The organism is Rubritalea sp., assembly GCF_039830215.1.
In the GTDB taxonomy this organism is placed as follows: Bacteria; Verrucomicrobiota; Verrucomicrobiia; order Verrucomicrobiales; family Akkermansiaceae; genus Rubritalea.
Map to the genome: position 1 here is coordinate 1 of NZ_JBDOPO010000076.1, position 16,688 is coordinate 16,688.

A 16,688-nucleotide genomic window follows, 5' to 3' on the forward strand; every position below is an offset into this window, starting at 1 on the left:
CTAGTGTATCGCGCAAATCTTTTTTTGAGGTGATGAGGTTCAATCCCACAGCCGACCTTCTATATTAAACGCACTAATCCTCGGAGGATCAATGCTTCCACGGACTTTCTAGAAGAATAAAAAAAATGCATTTTTCTTTAGATAATCTATCAAAATTCCCGTTTAAAGCACCCGATTCCACACAAAAATAGCCCGTTCGCTAGTTGGAAATACTATTTGAACATCTCTTCTACTTCAGCAGGAATGAGGCTCGCAGCGGTTGCTTCATCTGCCGCAATTCTCATTTGAAACTGCAAAGTCTCTAGCGCAATCGGCGCTCTATACTCTCCCAGGCACGCCAGTAGCGCATCTTTATCCGAGAGGCTTTCGGTCTTTTTCACTCGGTATGCTTTCACCGCAAGAGTTTCAGCGGCTCCAGGAGTCAGCAGCACTGGCACCACACTCTCAAATTCTTTATAGTCAGAAGGATTCAACATCACACCCTTACGCTTGCACAAGGCTTTAATAAGAGAGAAACCCTCCTCGGAGCTAAGCGATGGGAACAACGGTATTTTCACATCGATGCGTCCCGGGCGCTTGAGATCCACCTCTATCAAATCTGGTCGGCTCGAGGCTAGCACCCACATGACCTTGCCTCGATTTCGAGTATTCGACATTTCCTTGGCCATCATAGAATACACGCGAGAAGAAACCCCCGAGTCACCAGAGCCGCTATCACGCTTACCTAATGCTTGGTCCGCCTCGTCAATAAAAACGATGCACCGCCCCAAAGCGTGGAGCAAGGTGAAGATCTTTTCAAGGTTTGCCTCAGTTGAGCCCACCCACTTGTCTCGGAAGTTACGCATCGTAACTACGGGCACTCCCGCCTCACCAGCTAAGCATTCGGCTAAGTAAGTTTTACCTGTACCCACTGGACCACAAAACAGGTACCCCATAGGCATGGCCTCCAACTCACCTTGGTGCCACAATGAGATATCCTGCCGCAACCACTTCCTAACCCCATCTAGCCCCACAATGTCCTCCAAGCTGTGATCAGGTTCGACAAAATCGATCAAGCCCTTGCAGTCGCGCTCTACCAACTGCTTCTTGAGTTTTGCTAGACTCTTGGTATCGAGAGCTTGTCCATCATAGCTACTGCGGCGCAACAATCGCTCCACCGACATCAAAGTCGCCCCGACCAAGCGCTCAGCCACTTGTTCTAGCTTTCCATCGTAGTTTGACAGCGCACTCACACAGTCTGGCTGAAGATGCTCAAGAGTTGTGAGGATCGCATGCTTATCCGGCAGTGGTATATCGACCGCACAGACCCGGCTACTCTCAGACACCAAAGGGTGAAGCCCGTTGAGATTCTCTGAAATCAAAAAGGCAGCCTGGCCAAATTCTGGCAATTTAGCCTCAGCGGCCCAGCCGCGCAGGAGCGATGCCATTGAGCTCAAATCGTAGTTGAGCAAATTCGGTAATGCTGGACAAACCAAATGCGCTTGCTTCACCACTACCGCCACTCGTGGAGCCTCACGCCCCATGATTTTCAGGTTCCTACAATACTGCATATAATGAGTCAGCAGCCGAATCGCCAGTAAAGGCTGGTGCGGAATATCCGGAGTCTCAGCCAGTGATGGCCACTTTTTAAATATCTCCCCGCCACGCTCTACTCGCATACCAAACCCAAGATCGTAGCTCAACACGACATCAAACTTTGGCAGTAAACTTTCCTGTAGAAAATCTCCTAGGTTCCCCAGCTGTTGCTTCCTCCCACCGTGACCCAACATCACGCTATCGTGCACATTCCCATGTAACACGAAGCACCCAGCCGTCCCGCTTTCGTAGGACGCTATCACTTCTTTTGACCAACTAGGAAGTTCCATCACCCAAATAGACTCACCGACCTTCCCCCCATCAGGCAACTATAATCTAGAAGAAGATTTGCAAGCCCACTCTTTGCTTATTCTCTTAAGAAAAAACACATTTCGCCCCTATGGCCCAATTGCAATTAGATAATCACATTCTAGACGCATTTTCAATTTTACGGGTGAGCCCAGTAATTACAGAGATGGTTAAGCTCAACAGGGCATGGTCTAAACCTCCTAAAATACTATGAAATACAAATAGCACTGCAACTATTGCGGTGGCTTCCAGAGCTCTCACGCGGCTCTACACCCCCACTACCTAGTACACGGATCATCCGCCCTAGAGCCACGCTTCAAGGATAGCGGCGCTCAAACATAGCAATGCGCGGATCTAATTCGTTGTTAAAACTCCCTGTTTAAATCCAAGTTTTCAGAAAAAGTCCCTCCATGCCCGCCTAAATTCGTCTAAAAATCTTGCATGTATATTAAATAGGACAGTTTCCCTTCTTGTCATCCGCTCATCCAACTCCTAGGAATACGAATCTTTCACACCAAACTCTATGAAATCTGATTCTTCTCATGCCCACCGGCGCGCCTGCCTTCGCCTCGTCCTCATCCTATTAGCCGTCTGGTTTACTGTGAGCCTCGGCTGCGGAGTGCTCTTCCGGTACTGGTTAGACGCCAATGCTCCTAACGTTGGCACTGCTCCATTCGGCTTCTGGATGGCCCAGCAAGGATCCATCATTTGTTTCCTTATCATTCTCGTCGTCTATGCTTGGCAAATGAACAGGCTCGATAATCAACACGGGTACTCTGAAGAGTAATCTTTAGGACAGAAGTAATTATTTCAACTTTTCTATCAGATGAGCCAAGACCTACTTAACTTTATTTTCATCGGCATCACCTTTGCCATCTACGTAACCATCGCCCTGCGTTCCAGGGCTGGATCGACCAAGGAATACTATACCGCTGGTGGTGGAGTTTCGCCACTAGCCAACGGCATGGCCACAGCTGCCGACTGGATGTCCGCAGCCACCTTCATCTCGATGGCCGGAGGTATTGCTGCATCCGGCTATGACGCCTCACGCTTCCTCATGGGATGGACTGGCGGCTTCGTGCTCCTCACTGTGCTGATGGTACCTTACCTTCGAAAGTTTGGCAAAGCGACAGTACCTGATTTCATTGGCGACCGCTTTTCTTCGAAATTCGCCCGCGGTGTTGCCGTGGTCTGTGCAATCTTCATCTGTATGACTTACATCATGGGGCAGATGAATGGTGTGGGAGTTGTGTTCTCTCAGCTTTTTGGGATATCTCTTGCTAAGGGAGTGATCATTGGTGGTTCTATAGTCTTCTTCTATGCCGGCCTCGGCGGCATGAAAGGCATCACCTACACCCAAGTGGCTCAGTACTGTGTCATGGCATTTGCCTACACCATCCCTGCTATTTTCATTGCCATCGCAATGACTAACAACGTGATCCCACAGTTTGGACTAATTGGTGACTACACTGCAGGAGCTGGCGACCCTGTCCCATTCCTTGAAAAACTCGACACTATCAACGAAGACCTAGGATTCAGCCGTTATACTGAAGGAAAGATGAGCACCATCGACATGTTCTGTGTCACTGCAGCTCTGATGTTTGGAACCGCTGGCCTCCCCCACGTTATCGTCCGATTCTTTACCGTGAAAAACGTAAAGGCCGTGCGAAAGTCCGCTTGTTGGACCCTTCTATTCATTGCCGTGATTTATCTCACCGCTCCTACTATTGGAGCATTTGCTCGAGTCAACCTGATCGAGTCACTTAACAACACTTCCTATAATGAAGCTCCAACATGGCTCGCCGATTTTGAGAAGACCGGTCAAATGGCATGGGTCGACAAAAATGGAGACGGCAAGATTCAATACTGCGGTCCTGGCAAATCTGAAGCCAACAGCAACAATGTATTCCTCGCGAAGAAGCCGACATACCCTCCAGCAGATTCGCCTGACGACCAGCTTATTGGCAAACATGGTGAGCGTTTGCTCTCAGTAAAAGCCGACACCTCTAACCCGAATGAGCTCTGGTTTGGTAAAGACATCATGGTGATGGCCAACCCGCAGATGGCTGGCCTGCCAAAGTGGGTGATTGCCTTGTTGATGGCTGGTTGTATCGCTGCTGCGCTCTCCACCGCAGCTGGATTACTCTTGGTGCTTTCCACCTCGATCTCACACGATTTGATGAAGAAAATCATCAAACCCGACCTCAGCGATAAAGAAGAAGTACGTTACGCTCGTATGGCATCCTTTGCCGCACTCTCAGTGGCAGCATGGTTCGGTATCAACCCACCGTCGGAATTCATCGCTGAAACCGTAGCCTTGGCCTTCGGCCTAGCAGCTTCATCCTTCTTCCCAACATTGCTCATGGGCATCTTCTTCAAGCGCGTAAACAAACAGGGAGCTATTACTGGTATGATCTGTGGCATAGGTTTCACCATAGGCTATATCGTGTACTTCCAATTTCTCGACGGGCCTAAGGACCAACTCCTACTCGGCATCAGCCCAGCTGGTATTGGATTCGTAGGCATGTTGGTGAACTTCCTTGTAACCATCGTGATAACAAGCTTCACACCAGCGCCACCTAAAGAGGTGCAAGAGATGGTCGAGTCGATCCACATCCCGTCAGGGGCTGGGGAAGCATCTCACTAACTATTATACATCAATAAAGCCGTGCAAGTCGATGACTAGCACGGCTTTTTGGGTCTTTCAGTTTCAACCCTTGGGGCGCCCCCACAAGTTAGACTACAAGGTGGGTGATGTAGTTGCAGCAGGTCAGAAAGTCGGAAGCTTGGGTGATTGTTCCGTTTCGGCAAAGCTCTCAGCTTGATCAATGAATCGCATCCACGATCTTCGAGCAGCCGCGGCCACAAAGAAGAGCTAAACCACACGCAGTCCAGAACTCACCCTCAGAATTTACGGCAAAAAAGGGCCTCCAGGCCAAATAAGTAACTTACTCAGCTAGCTGTGACCTTTGATACACCGAGATGGACTACTTACCACGGTTTTGCTTGATATCGTCAATCTCACGTCCGAGCTTCTTATCGATATCTTCGATAAATTTCCATGGGCAGCGCTTGCGCTGGTACTTACGGAAGAGGATGTCACGCAGAGTCTGCCAGAGCTCTGGAGTCACATCGTGAATATCCCTCCAGTCAACCGGCTGACGACGCGAGCCTTTCATCGAAGTCGCAAAGCGCCACTCTCTAGCAAAGAACACCGCCTTGTATACCCGTGTTCCTTCTTCCGTCTCCTCAGTCCAATCGTGTCGCTCGTGTCCAGCCATGCTGCGATTGTCAGTATTTAGAGCACAAAAATCAACATCAATCGCGCTTCATCCAGGTCGCCACCAGCATGGAACCTATCACCAAGAGTCCGCCGACCACTAGGCCCCACCCAGCTGACTCACCCGTCAGAAAGATAAGTGACTGGAGAACTCCGGATACCGGAATAAGAAAACGACAACTTGCTAGCAAAGGAACCGGGTATTGAGTAGAAAGGTGGTTCCAAACCGCGAATGCTAGAGCTGAAACCAAAGCCAGCCAAGCAGTCACAACAATGACATAACCATCAAAGAGTTCAGAAATATGCCTCCATGCTGGGGCAGCCACTAGACACAAGCACACGCCTCCCAGAAAAAGAGCAAAGCCGGTAGCTGCACGTGATCCCATCGTCGCTTTCACCTTTGACACCACAACTATACCGATCGAACCAAAGAAGCTTGCTAGCATGATGCACATAGCTCCTAGCAGGGGGTCCCCAGCTCCGGCCCCAGGAGCATAGACAGCTAGTACCACGCCGATTGCTCCAACGATCAAAATTAACCACTGCCTCAGCTCAGGCCAGGCAGTGCCTAGCATTACGGGAGCCAGAATCATCCACCAGAAACTCCCCGTCGATGCCATCAGTGCCGTAAGGCTTCCGCTAGAAAGCGAGAGCCCTAAATAAAAGAAAAGGTACTGCAGGAAAGTTTGGCTTACCGCTAGCAGAGCCACCCATTTTTTAGGAGTCGACTGCCATTCAACCCACGGTTTTTTAGCTATCAGCAAAAGCCCTAAACCCGCTAGAGTAAAACGCACACCAGCAAACAACCAACGGTCGAAGATGTTCACCTCAACTCCCGACTCTGCCCAATGCTTGTACACCATCTTGATAGTAGGAAACGCGCTGCCCCAGAGCAATGCGCAGAGCAAGACTGGGAGGAAAACAAAATAAGGTGAGCGCTTCATCTCCAGCCAAACTCACCCTTCCTTTCCTCAGAAGCAAGAAGCAATAGTGCATCGAGTTTCTTCGATAAAAGCAATGGTGTTACCCATGGCTTTCGACCAAGTGGTGCACCAAGTGGAAGGTTAGAATGTTTAGGTGGTTAGAGCGAGTAGATTGTGTTGAGTTATGAATTCGTGAGGTGAAATATTTCCCAGTGTCGAGTGCCTTCGGCATGTGTTATGAAATCGCTCGATATGCTCGAAGTGCTTTTCTTCCGCTCTTGCCCTCGTTTCTACATATCCACTTCCAGGCAGTTATTATCGTTTGAGAAACGAGAAACAGCCATACCACATCTGTTAGATTAGCAACATTCCTGGAAAAAGTTGTTACCTCCGGATGGAGCTTTCGAATTTTCTAAAAACCTCATGCTTTATGCTAAGAAATAAGAAAGGCGTGCACTACCGATGCACACCTTTCTCAACTACGCTACTACACAATAAAATTCCTAGAACATATTCTTAATCCGAAGCTGACGTTTCAACTCACTTAACATCTTCTCTACTGAGTTAAACTGGGACGCTGTGAAGCGGGAAAATTCTACACCCTCAGAATCTAACAATAAAATAGTCGGGACACCAGAAACATTATATTTTTGTAGTACTTTCTGGTTTTTTTTCTTCAGCTTTTTGTCGCCATTCGGAATATCGATTTTCACAAGGATAAAGTCTTTCTGAGCTCCGGATTTGAATGCCTCTTTTGAGAATACTTCTTTCTCCATCATGATGCATGGAGGACACCAGTCAGAGCCTGTGAACTCGACAAAAAGAGGTTTATTTTCTTTCTTACTCAGCTTCTTCGCCTCGTCGATGTCAGCGACCCACCCTTCACCTGCAAACAGGCTAGTAGCCGTGACAACTAAGGTCACAAGAGCGCTCAGAAATATATTTTTTATACTCACCATAAACATTAGCGGTACGAGCAGAGTATTTTATTCCCAACTCTGAAATAAAATGCAAAAAGACAATATGAACAAACCGACTGCTATCCTTATCGCCACAGGTAATTCCCATAAAACTGAGGAGATTAGAGATATTCTCGGCGGTAACTATGTGGTCGATGACTTGGTTGGAAAAGATTTCCCTAAGGTCAATGAGACGGGCACCACTTTTCTAGACAATGCCACACTCAAAGCCGTTGAAATAAGCAAGCTCACTGACCAATGGGTGCTATCGGATGACTCGGGCCTCGAGGTCGATACCCTAGGTGGAGCTCCTGGGGTATATTCCTCCCGTTATGCTGGGGATGAGGGCAATGATTCAGCAAATAACGCAAAACTATTAGCAGAGCTCGCGAAACGGCCTAAGGACAACAATCGGTCCGCTCGCTTCCGTTGCGTTATCGTGTTGGCAAAAAATGGTGAGCGCCAAGCCCATTTTTCTGGTGCTGTGGAAGGGTGCATCACCGACTCCCTGAGTGGCGATGCAGGATTTGGCTACGATCCCCTTTTTATACCCGATGGACACGATCAGACTTTCGCCCAACTCCCTAGTACCACAAAAAATCAACTCAGTCATCGCTCCAGAGCACTGGAAGCGGCACTACCGTGGATAACTGAAAACCTCTAATTTATGGCATAAGACACTCGATGGTTGCTTTGAAATAGCTATAGTCTATTAACTCTAAAGCTCAACTGTTGCTTGACTTTTACCACATGGACGAAGAAAGATACGAAATCAACTCCCTCATGGGAAAAGGTCGCACTGGCGGTGTCTATGCGGCTGAGGACACTCAACTCAAAAGAACTGTCGCAGTTCGCCGATTCTATTCTGCGGGAGGCGACACATCATCAGCCGGTTGGGAGAAAGAATTCGTAGCGATTGCTCAAAATTTGGGAAACCTCCAAAACCCTAATCTCCTCACGGTTCTCGATGCAGGAGTAGACGAAGATGGAGCATTTCTTGTGGCGCGGCTGCTTGAAGGAAAACGCCTATCTGAGTTTATCACCAAAACTCATCTGGACCAATATGAGGCTCACGAAATGGCCAGTCAGTTGCTCGATGCTCTTGCTTTATCGCACGAAGCGGGCTTCATCCATGGGGCTCTCACCGCTGGCTCCATTATGCTTGTCGAACGCGCGCGCGGAGGCCATCGCTACATCATCATGGACATGGGCCTGTCGCGACTAGCGCCTTTGATTCAAGGAGCTGACTCCAGCTACGCCATGATGGCTGATCCTGCTTTATTAGCTCCAGAGCTTTTCGAAGGAGAACCAGCGACCGAAGTCTCAGATTGCTACATGCTAGGCCACTTGATCTATCTAAGCCTCATTGGCGGCCATCCATTTGCCCACAAACCTATCGATGAAGTTAAAGTGCTCCATCAGTCTGGAGCCTTGCCGCCACTCGCTACTTACCTAAAGGACATCTCTCCAGCATTTGTCAATTGGATCAGCACCCTCACCAATCCGGATATAGCTAAACGTCCGCAATCAGCAGCAGCAGCATTAAAGACCCTGCCGAAACTTTCCCCCAAGAAGCCCGCTGCTCCGGCGGGAGCCATTACTAAAAAACCTCCTACGGCTGCCCCCATTCTTCTCAAAAGAACTGCTCAACCCGCACGCCAAGCTCAACCAGTAAAGGCACAGGCCAAAGCGCCTGTCGCTGTGACTAAGAGCTCTATAGCTTCACCTCCAGTCGCTGCTAGCCCTGTTAGAAAACCTTCAACATCACCTCCTCCAGCTGCACAATCTCCCGCCCCAAACGTCGCTACAACCAATGTCGGGAAAATTCCTGCCATTGACGAAGCACCAAAGACCAAGAATAAGAAAAAACTCATCCTCGCCGTAACCCTCCCCTTACTCATCATAACTGGAGTTATCCTAGCAGCCATACTTCCAAAAGACGACTCTGACTCACTCTACGAAGAGATACCTGATGGTAAGCCTCTCAATGCGGCGCTCGAATCCTCCAACGAGCGAGCTAACATACCCACATTCTACAGCAATGATGTAGCCGATGGACATTCTAGAGATGGATGTGATTTACCTAATAAAGAAAAAAACGACTGGTGGGTGTTTCGTTCACCTCTTGATGATAGTCATGAAAAGTCAAACGGTCGCATCATCATTAAAAAAAGGATTTTCCCAATTGGCACGTCGTCTTTTGAACCCAAAAATGTTAGTAACCTCATTTTCACTAAACCTAACAAAAAGAAACTAAGCCCAAACTTCTTCGTGAAAACCCCAACGAATGGTGATGGCTGTAAAATCAGATTGAAAACAAAATTCTGCCCCCCTTCAATAACACTCAAGTTCCACTTCACCACATGGGGCTGTGATGCTAAAATACGTATTACCTCAGAAGATGGAAAGACTGACCTGGCCAAAGAATACGTTTATCGAGATGATAAAAAGAACGTATCTTTTGCCACCAGCTACAAACTCACCGAAGAGCAACTCAAAGACCACGAGATCTTCCTTATAGAACTCACAGCACTTAACGTGGAGACCAAGGATTCGTCTGGTCTCTCGCTCAATGCTCTCATCGTAGAATAGGGCAACGTTATAGCCTCTCTTGTAACCTTTTGCGGCCAAGATGAGACTTGGAGCTTCTGACATCGAACCAATTTTATCGTGCTCGTCCCTCCTAAGCTTTCGCCTTTTTAGGTGGTTTAGAAATGCCCACCGCATAAAAATGGCTCTCGGGTCTGTGCACGAGCGGCAATGCTACCCCTACTAATGAAAATAGGTTACTTCGCTCCAAGCGATTTACATCACCTCTTTGGCATCGCAACACTTTTGGTTTCACTAAAAGCGCTTTTAGCATGTATCCTTTACCTTCTTGCCAGAGCCACTCGATAGTGCCTTTTTCCCACACTGTAAGCAGCTTATTGGGCTCTTGGATTTTTTCCGAGTTCGCCTTGGCGTCGACGCTAAACTCGCTGAGGTCTGAGCCGATTTTGCCCAATATGTCTCGAAGACCTTCTACTTGAATCAGTTTCCATTAGCCTTGATTCACTATCTCTACTGCCTGCTCGAGCTTACGTAAGAAAAGAATGGAAGCGCAGCAGAGGTAAACGCCGCTATCGACATCAAGCAGGCACAAGGCGAAGAAAAATGTTTGAACGATGTTATTCATGCAAGCTAGAGAATAAGACCAGCGACTCCACAGCCTGGGCAACCACCAAGAAGTTGAAGGCTCATCAAGTGGAGCCCCTTCACCTATGTTAGCGAACTTAAATTTCGCCAGAACTAAAAAAGGAAAGCAAATACATATAGCCCCTACCGTAACGCCCATACGCGCTATTCCCACCTCATATCTCTCGTTTACTTCGCTCTACCGAACCACACAGCCAACAAATACTGACTCCAGAGAAAAGCAACATAGACCATTCACTATAAGTCGATTACACTATTATTCACGCCACTCTACCCCATACACAAAAAACCTCACTGGATTTCTCGGCGTGGCAGTGTATTTACTCCCTAAGAACACGCGCTTCCATGCCAATCAAGATTCCAGACACGCTCCCTGCCAGAGAGACTCTTCGCTCAGAAGATGTCGATCTCATCGATAGCTCTTCAGCCTCACGACAGGACATCCGCCCGATGAAGGTGGTGCTGCTAAATCTTATGCCCAAAAAAGCGCAAACTGAGATCCAGTACGCCCGCCTGTTGGGCGCCTCACCTCTCCAAGTAGAGCTCACTCTCATGACCACTGCGAGCTATTCGCCCCGCAACGTGGCCCAAGAACACCTCATCGAGTTCTATCGCACACTCGACAACATCCGCGACGAGCACTTCGATGCCCTCATCGTCACTGGCGCACCGATAGAGACCCTCCCATTCGAAGACGTCAAATACTGGAAAGAACTCACAGAAATCATCGAGTGGTCCAAAACACACGTCTTCCGTCGTCTCGGTATCTGCTGGGGAGCCCAAGCTCTGATGAAGGTGATCTACGGAATCGAAAAATTCCAGATGGACGCAAAAATCTTCGGCATTTACGACCACAACCTGCAGCAAAAATCTGGTGCCCGTCTGATGCAGGGATTCATCGACCGCTTCCCAATGCCGGTCTCTCGCTTCACCGCTAACCGAGCAGATGATATCGAGTCAGCAGGTCTTGAGGTGCTCGCCAAATCTGAGGAATCGGGCGTAGCTATGGCGCGCTGCTCACGCAGCGGAGACCTCTTTATCCTCAACCACCTCGAGTACGACGCCGACACCCTCGGTCAGGAATACACGCGAGACAGAGAAGCCGGAGAAGACACCCTCATGCCGGAGAACTACTACCCTAACAATGACGAATCCCAAGAGCCGATCAACCGTTGGCGCCCATACGCATTCCTCCTTTTCAACAACTTCATCAACGAGCTCTACCAAGACACCCCCTTTGATCTCACACAGATCAAAGATAGGACTTAGCTCAAGAAGTTGCAGTAGTATAGAAGAGCACTTTCAGCCTCTTTTATTGATTTCATAGCATACTACGCGATAATACTTAGATTAAGAATCTACCGTCCCCTAATGGAGTACTAAGTGGCTAGCATTGGGTTACTAATCAGCACCTCGCGATCTTTCGCTCTCTGGGTTTTTCATGTTAGCTACTCACCACTGATTAGTCGCTACTACATAGATAGCTGCCGAGAGCTCTCACGTAAACCAGTATAAACACAGCCCAAAAACTGCCGTAAAAAACGGTTGGAATTACTGTTTAAGCTGATCCAATTCAGGATTCATATTGAGTTCCTTCAATCTGGCACCTCTCAGGGCGTCTTTACTTTGAGCAATAAGTTCCTTCCATGGCAGAGCTATGGACGTGGGGGCTTTGGCTGCTTGCTAGGCATTCAGTGTCATGATCCTGCCAGTAGGAGCATAGAGATCGGTTTCGAAGATAAAGCGAGATCCATCGTTGCCAACAAACCTGTAGCTAGCGTCAAACTTATTGGGCAACTCGACCACAGCTGAGTTGGCTTTGCTCAAGTCCTTGTAGAATTCAGCATCATTCACATCCGTTCCTGCATGCATAAAGATTAGCCAGTAGCGGCGGGCTTCAGTGACTTTGGCTGAGACTTGCCACTTTTTGTGAGCGGTCCGAGCGTAGAATAGAAGCCCCCCATATAGCCATATCACTCAAGTCAGTGAGTTTCTCCAAAGGTAAGCTAAAAGCACACGCCCTTACCTCAAGTAAATCGAGGTAATATTGTTAATTGATTGATTCACTCACACCTCCGAAAGAGGCCGAGATGGGCTGGCTGAATCAGCTATTCAAGATTCTTAGCTCATCTTCAAGGTCTGCCATTAACTTTACTGGATCCTGAACCCCAACCTTGTCATCTGGAGTCATGAAAAAACCGACTTTAACCTCATCTGCGTGCATACCTGGCAACCATAGACTCATGAAGTCACTCAACTTGATTGGTGTCACAGTATAGCTATCCCAGAGACCCATCGCACAGCATTCAGCCAGTTCCCTCTCTGGCCAAAATGGTAGGATCATGCCTCCCTCATTTGTATTACTAAAAGCCCAATCATCAGCTTGAAGCCCCCACACGGTTTCGCAAGCTGCCACCTTTTTCACAAAATACTGAAAACGATCTGCCGCTGACATTTTTGATAAGTCTTCTACCTTTGCGTTATTCATCTGAATTCTAATGTGGGGTTGGTTACTTTTAGTAAAAAACGCCGAGTGGAATCAACCACGCGGCGTTTTGAACATTTTGCTTATCCTTCGAAGAGTATAGCTCGGAGCTTCTCGCTCTCAGCCAATGCTTCATCCAGCGTTGGTGCCACGAAATTCACGTGGCCAAGCTTGCGCCGACCAGCCTTCCATTCCTTTTCGTAGAAGTGCCATTTCGCACTGTTGAGTGCTGCTATTTCAGGGCGCTCAAACGCCTCTTTGTCGCTTTTCCAAATATCACTCAGAAGGTTCACCATCACAGTCGTACCATGTGGGCGGGTGTCGCCGAGTGGTAGTCCACAGATGGCGCGCACATGTTGCTCGAACTGCGAGGTCACACAGCCATCATTAGTGACGTGGCCTGAGTTGTGTGGGCGTGGAGCGATCTCATTCACTAACACATCACCATTTTCTAATACGAAAAGTTCAACGGCTAAAATGCCGATGTAGTCGAGCCCTTGGACTACTTTCTCAGAAAGTTCCTTAGCGCGCTCCGCAACTGCAGCATCGACACGACCAGGCAAAATTGAAACATCGAGCACGTGGTGGCGATGGATGTTTTCCACGAGAGGAAACGCCTTCACTTCACCCGAAGAATTACGGGCAACAACCACGGAACATTCCATGATGAATGGAATAAATCCTTCAACGACAAGGCGGCATGCGCCATTCCAGTCAGATTTGCAGTTCTCTAGATCTTCTACGCTCTTGAGCCTCCACTGGCCTTTGCCGTCATATCCATCAGTTGCCGTCTTGGCGACGCAATTGCCGTCGAGATCGTGAAAGGCGGCCTCTAACTGCTCAGGAGTATCTACCACACGAAACTCAGTCTGAGCCGCATCGATCGATTTGAGAAAGCCACGTTCGAGCTCGCGGTTGCCTGCGATTTTTACTGCCAGTGCATTCGGGCGAAGCTCAACCTTGGAAGCCACATCCTGCAAGAGTGCTGGAGGAAGACTCTCGGTCTCCACGGTCACCACATCTACCATCTCAAGGAATTTCGCCTTGGCAGCGTCGTCGTCGTATGAACCATCAATGACCAAGTCGACTTCGCGATTCACCGCGGAGCTGTCAGCACCACCAGACCACGCCACCACCTTGTAACCGAGCGGTAAGGCAGCCTGCGACATCATGCGCGCTAGCTGGCCAGAGCCTAGGACACCGATGCTAGAGCCAGGAAGAAATACTTGGTCAGACATAATGATGGTTATTCGTTAGTGGTTATTAGAAAATGTGAGTTAGTCTTCTAGCTTCATCTCAGCCACCATCTCCACCATTTCCTGGCGGTAAGCCTTGAGCTTAGTTGCTAGCTCAGGGTCTTTGCCGGCAAGGACGCTCACAGCAAAAAGTCCTGCATTGCCTGCACCTGCTGGTCCGATAGCGAATGTTGCTACTGGAATGCCCTTTGGCATCTGCACGATAGAAAGAAGTGAGTCCTGGCCGTTGAGAGCGCTAGACTTCACTGGGCAACCAAGCACTGGGAGTGTGGTGATCGCTGCGATCATGCCAGGCAGGTGCGCTGCTCCACCTGCACCAGCGATGATGATTTCAAAACCATTTGCTTCAGCATTCTCAGCAAATTCATACATCCCCTGCGGCGTGCGATGCGCACTGACAACGCTAGCTTCGTAACCGATTCCAAACTTATCCAATGCCTCAGCTGCCAACTTCATTGTCGGCCAGTCCGAGTTACTTCCCATCACGATTGCTACTTTTTTATCTGCCATTTGCTGTGTGCGTTATTGAGTCGGCAGACTACCCTTACCTCCGAAAATTGCACGCCTTTTATATGCTCGTGCTATCACCCATTCATTACATCTCATTTATGATGTTCTAGTCATGAATCCCTCCAGTTTGTATCCTTGCTATTGTTGTCAATATTATAGAATTTAAGATTTGTGGACGAAATCACTTCAGTACGTATCGACAAATGGCTCTGGGCTGTGCGCCTGTTCAAAACTCGCACTCTTGCTGCGGCTGCCTGTAACAATGGGAAAGTGAAGCGCGCCAATGCTTCGGTCAAAGCCTCCGCTAAAGTACAGATTGGCGACCACCTCGATGTCCCAACCCACGACGGGCTATACAAACGCCATATTGAAGTCGTTGGGCTCTACGACAAGCGCGTCGGCGCCCCGATTGCCCAGGCTGCCTACGCTGACCACACCAGCGCGGACACTCTCAAGGAAGCCGCTGAAAAACGCGCGGCCAATCGTGAGAACCGTCTCCTGCGCAAAGAAGGTGACCAAGGACGGATGACTAAAAAGCAAATGCGCGACTGGAAAAAAGGCCTGCAGTCCTACAAACGCAAACAGGAAGAAGAGCTCTAGAACTCTTCAGTGGGTTCACAGATGATAGCATTTCACCGCTAAAGAATCGAAAAATCCTTGGGGGATGAAAACCCGTTTTGGACAAAGCTTTTTTACCACTAATCTCACAGATTGCACGATTAGCATTAAGCCTCTCGCCCTTCTCATTTCCTTCATACTCACAGCTCTGGACTTCGCCCGATCGACAGCTCGATGAAGAGCTGAAGAAAGAGATGACCTGGTCATCTCTTTCTTCAGCTTGAAAAGGTAAAATACGCGCACTGCTATTTAGCAATATAGCAACAAGTTACCTGATGCATAAATCTCCTCACTAGAGCTAGAGCACTAGGACATTTGTCCCAATTTGTCCGAAATTCTTCATCATCGTTAGACTGTAATGTGCTATTTTTGATAGTTCTAACTGGCCAATATCGAAAGCTCTATCTCGTGGACGTGAGTAGTGGGCAAAAAAGGCGGGAGCCATTGCTGATTCCCGCACAATCATACTGTCCTTGACTATAAATTTAACGGCACTTTCTGTAGGAATATCTCTGATGGCCACTTGTGAATCTCACGCTGCCGCGTTGACTAACATACGTGAACTGGGTTGATCTAGGAGTTCGAGATGATCTGTAGCTGTTAGGATGACAATGCCCCCGGCTCGAGTGGTGATGGCGACAACGATGTGACACTGGCTGCCTGTAGTAACCGTAGACAGGGTGGCCCTGGCAGTCGTAGTAGCGCACCACTCTCTTGGTGTAGATAGGGCAACCGCAGTTCGTGTGACCGCTGACATAGGTGTAACTATGATGCGAGTTACAGCCACTCGCCACAGCGCTTTGCGGAGTGAGAAAGATCGCGGATACGGCAATGATTAGGGACAAGACTAATTTTTTCATAGGTTATTTTTTGAGTTCGCATGTTTCGACGGCGTACTATTCAGATTTATTCATCATAATTCAAAAAAATATTCTCTACATCATTTAAGCGCTCACGTTGGACTTGCTGAAGCGCTAGTGAGCAGCTAAAAATGGACACGAAATTATGCTCGCTCGCGACAATCCATTTTCCACCCACAGAGTTGAACAAATCCTCTCTTTTGACCCTGTACTCAGTGGAAGTAGTTGGGAGGAAATCGATGGGCGTTGGGTAACCCTGAGGGAACGAGCCTCTCTGGTCGCACCGCATGGCGCTGGAAAGTCCACCTTCATGGATGCATTCCAGCGACGCTTAGAAGATTCTGGTCACTCAGTTCTTAGAATTTTTTTGAATCAGGAAACTAACAAATTAGGAGCTAAACAGTGGGGAATGTTAGAAAATTGTTCCCAGAAGATTGTTATGCTCGATGGCGAAGAACAATTGGGGTTCTTTGCTCGAAAACGTTTCTACCGGCTCACACAAAACTCTCTAGGGTTACTCATTTCACGCCACAATCCGACGAAGCTCCCACAATTGTTGGTTCTAGAACCCAACATAGATCTATTGATAAAATGCATAGAGAGACTAGCTCCCAAACATCTCTCTGCATTACAGCCTATGCTCGATCAGTGGTGGAAAGAACAGAACCGCAACATCCGAGAGATCCTTTTGCGCTGTTATGACGCTGTACAAAGGAAG

At 48.4% G+C, this 16,688-nt stretch carries 16 protein-coding genes and 1 pseudogene; 7 read left to right on the plus strand and 10 right to left on the minus strand.

Annotated elements, in window-relative coordinates; genetic code table 11:
• Positions 1-212 precede the first annotated feature (212 nt).
• A complete protein-coding gene (locus tag ABGY95_RS02380) occupies positions 213-1,865 on the minus strand; it encodes an AAA family ATPase (RefSeq protein ID WP_347440082.1) in 1,653 nt (550 codons plus the stop codon).
• 542 nt (positions 1,866-2,407) lie between these two features.
• Here ABGY95_RS02380 and ABGY95_RS02385 point away from each other — a divergent pair.
• Both ABGY95_RS02385 and ABGY95_RS02390 read left to right on the plus strand, forming a co-directional pair.
• Entirely contained in the window at positions 2,408-2,671 is a 264-nt protein-coding gene (locus ABGY95_RS02385) for a DUF4212 domain-containing protein (RefSeq protein ID WP_347440083.1), read from the plus strand.
• Positions 2,672-2,710: 39 nt separating this feature from the next.
• The gene (locus tag ABGY95_RS02390; protein ID WP_347440084.1) at positions 2,711-4,531 is read left to right on the plus strand and encodes a sodium:solute symporter family protein; all 1,821 of its coding nucleotides are present in this window, start codon (positions 2,711-2,713) and stop codon (positions 4,529-4,531) included.
• A 340-nt stretch (positions 4,532-4,871) separates the two neighbouring features.
• Here the strand turns inward: ABGY95_RS02390 and ABGY95_RS02395 are convergent, their stop codons facing one another.
• The 4 genes and pseudogenes from ABGY95_RS02395 to ABGY95_RS02410 all read right to left on the minus strand — a co-directional run bounded on the left by ABGY95_RS02395 (position 4,872) and on the right by ABGY95_RS02410 (position 7,046).
• Positions 4,872-5,165 carry a hypothetical protein gene (locus ABGY95_RS02395; RefSeq protein WP_347440085.1) on the minus strand — a complete coding sequence of 98 codons (294 nt, stop codon included), beginning with the start codon at positions 5,163-5,165 and terminating at the stop codon, positions 4,872-4,874.
• 37 nt (positions 5,166-5,202) lie between these two features.
• Positions 5,203-6,108 carry a DMT family transporter gene (locus ABGY95_RS02400; protein ID WP_347440086.1) on the minus strand — a complete coding sequence of 302 codons (906 nt, stop codon included), beginning with the start codon at positions 6,106-6,108 and terminating at the stop codon, positions 5,203-5,205.
• Between the two features lie 129 nt (positions 6,109-6,237).
• Positions 6,238-6,378 (minus strand): annotated as a pseudogene (locus tag ABGY95_RS02405) (IS3 family transposase); the annotation flags it as partial.
• A 212-nt stretch (positions 6,379-6,590) separates the two neighbouring features.
• A complete protein-coding gene (locus ABGY95_RS02410; protein ID WP_347440087.1) occupies positions 6,591-7,046 on the minus strand; it encodes a thioredoxin domain-containing protein in 456 nt (151 codons plus the stop codon).
• A gap of 49 nt (positions 7,047-7,095) precedes the next feature.
• Here ABGY95_RS02410 and rdgB point away from each other — a divergent pair, with 49 nt between their 5' ends.
• Together rdgB and ABGY95_RS02420 are read left to right on the plus strand one after the other, a co-directional pair.
• Complete coding sequence (rdgB, locus tag ABGY95_RS02415; RefSeq protein ID WP_347440089.1) at positions 7,096-7,710, plus strand: RdgB/HAM1 family non-canonical purine NTP pyrophosphatase; 615 nt, start codon at positions 7,096-7,098, stop codon at positions 7,708-7,710.
• 86 nt (positions 7,711-7,796) lie between these two features.
• On the plus strand, positions 7,797-9,638 hold the full coding sequence (locus ABGY95_RS02420; RefSeq protein WP_347440090.1) for a protein kinase: 1,842 nt from the start codon (positions 7,797-7,799) through the stop codon (positions 9,636-9,638).
• 448 nt (positions 9,639-10,086) lie between these two features.
• Here the strand turns inward: ABGY95_RS02420 and ABGY95_RS02425 are convergent, their stop codons facing one another.
• The gene (locus ABGY95_RS02425; RefSeq protein WP_347440091.1) at positions 10,087-10,221 is read right to left on the minus strand and encodes a hypothetical protein; all 135 of its coding nucleotides are present in this window, start codon (positions 10,219-10,221) and stop codon (positions 10,087-10,089) included.
• 365 nt (positions 10,222-10,586) lie between these two features.
• Between ABGY95_RS02425 and metA the strand changes: the two genes are divergently transcribed.
• Positions 10,587-11,510: a homoserine O-succinyltransferase gene (gene metA, locus ABGY95_RS02430; RefSeq protein WP_347440092.1), complete on the plus strand. Its 924-nt coding sequence runs from the start codon at positions 10,587-10,589 to the stop codon at positions 11,508-11,510.
• A 414-nt stretch (positions 11,511-11,924) separates the two neighbouring features.
• Here metA and ABGY95_RS02435 read toward each other — a convergent pair whose 3' ends face one another.
• The 4 genes from ABGY95_RS02435 to purE form a co-directional block, all read right to left on the minus strand.
• Positions 11,925-12,218, minus strand: coding sequence for a hypothetical protein (locus tag ABGY95_RS02435; RefSeq protein WP_347440093.1), 294 nt, complete (start codon positions 12,216-12,218; stop codon positions 11,925-11,927).
• A gap of 127 nt (positions 12,219-12,345) precedes the next feature.
• On the minus strand, positions 12,346-12,729 hold the full coding sequence (locus tag ABGY95_RS02440; RefSeq protein ID WP_347440094.1) for a DUF2750 domain-containing protein: 384 nt from the start codon (positions 12,727-12,729) through the stop codon (positions 12,346-12,348).
• 80 nt (positions 12,730-12,809) lie between these two features.
• The gene (locus tag ABGY95_RS02445) at positions 12,810-13,964 is read right to left on the minus strand and encodes a 5-(carboxyamino)imidazole ribonucleotide synthase (RefSeq protein WP_347440095.1); all 1,155 of its coding nucleotides are present in this window, start codon (positions 13,962-13,964) and stop codon (positions 12,810-12,812) included.
• A gap of 39 nt (positions 13,965-14,003) precedes the next feature.
• On the minus strand, positions 14,004-14,492 hold the full coding sequence (purE, locus tag ABGY95_RS02450; RefSeq protein WP_347440096.1) for a 5-(carboxyamino)imidazole ribonucleotide mutase: 489 nt from the start codon (positions 14,490-14,492) through the stop codon (positions 14,004-14,006).
• A gap of 171 nt (positions 14,493-14,663) precedes the next feature.
• On the opposite strand from purE, the gene ABGY95_RS02455 reads away from it, so the two are divergent.
• Both ABGY95_RS02455 and ABGY95_RS02460 read left to right on the plus strand, forming a co-directional pair.
• On the plus strand, positions 14,664-15,092 hold the full coding sequence (locus ABGY95_RS02455) for a S4 domain-containing protein (protein ID WP_347440097.1): 429 nt from the start codon (positions 14,664-14,666) through the stop codon (positions 15,090-15,092).
• A 1,023-nt stretch (positions 15,093-16,115) separates the two neighbouring features.
• A partial coding sequence (locus tag ABGY95_RS02460; RefSeq protein WP_347440098.1) for a hypothetical protein occupies positions 16,116-16,688 on the plus strand: 573 nt, incomplete at its 3' end.

Bases quoted from the DNA above. Each gene is read 5' to 3' on its own strand.
- rdgB (WP_347440089.1), top strand. From the start codon at position 7,096: ATGCAAAAAGACAATATGAACAAACCGACTGCTATCCTTATCGCCACA.
- ABGY95_RS02395 (WP_347440085.1), bottom strand. From the start codon at position 5,165: ATGGCTGGACACGAGCGACACGATTGGACTGAGGAGACGGAAGAAGGA.
- ABGY95_RS02400 (WP_347440086.1), bottom strand. From the start codon at position 6,108: ATGAAGCGCTCACCTTATTTTGTTTTCCTCCCAGTCTTGCTCTGCGCA.
- ABGY95_RS02380 (WP_347440082.1), bottom strand. From the start codon at position 1,865: ATGGAACTTCCTAGTTGGTCAAAAGAAGTGATAGCGTCCTACGAAAGC.
- ABGY95_RS02410 (WP_347440087.1), bottom strand. From the start codon at position 7,046: ATGGTGAGTATAAAAAATATATTTCTGAGCGCTCTTGTGACCTTAGTT.
- ABGY95_RS02445 (WP_347440095.1), bottom strand. From the start codon at position 13,964: ATGTCTGACCAAGTATTTCTTCCTGGCTCTAGCATCGGTGTCCTAGGC.
- ABGY95_RS02440 (WP_347440094.1), bottom strand. From the start codon at position 12,729: ATGAATAACGCAAAGGTAGAAGACTTATCAAAAATGTCAGCGGCAGAT.
- metA (WP_347440092.1), top strand. From the start codon at position 10,587: ATGCCAATCAAGATTCCAGACACGCTCCCTGCCAGAGAGACTCTTCGC.
- ABGY95_RS02425 (WP_347440091.1), bottom strand. From the start codon at position 10,221: ATGAATAACATCGTTCAAACATTTTTCTTCGCCTTGTGCCTGCTTGAT.
- ABGY95_RS02420 (WP_347440090.1), top strand. From the start codon at position 7,797: ATGGACGAAGAAAGATACGAAATCAACTCCCTCATGGGAAAAGGTCGC.
- purE (WP_347440096.1), bottom strand. From the start codon at position 14,492: ATGGCAGATAAAAAAGTAGCAATCGTGATGGGAAGTAACTCGGACTGG.
- ABGY95_RS02385 (WP_347440083.1), top strand. From the start codon at position 2,408: ATGAAATCTGATTCTTCTCATGCCCACCGGCGCGCCTGCCTTCGCCTC.
- ABGY95_RS02390 (WP_347440084.1), top strand. From the start codon at position 2,711: ATGAGCCAAGACCTACTTAACTTTATTTTCATCGGCATCACCTTTGCC.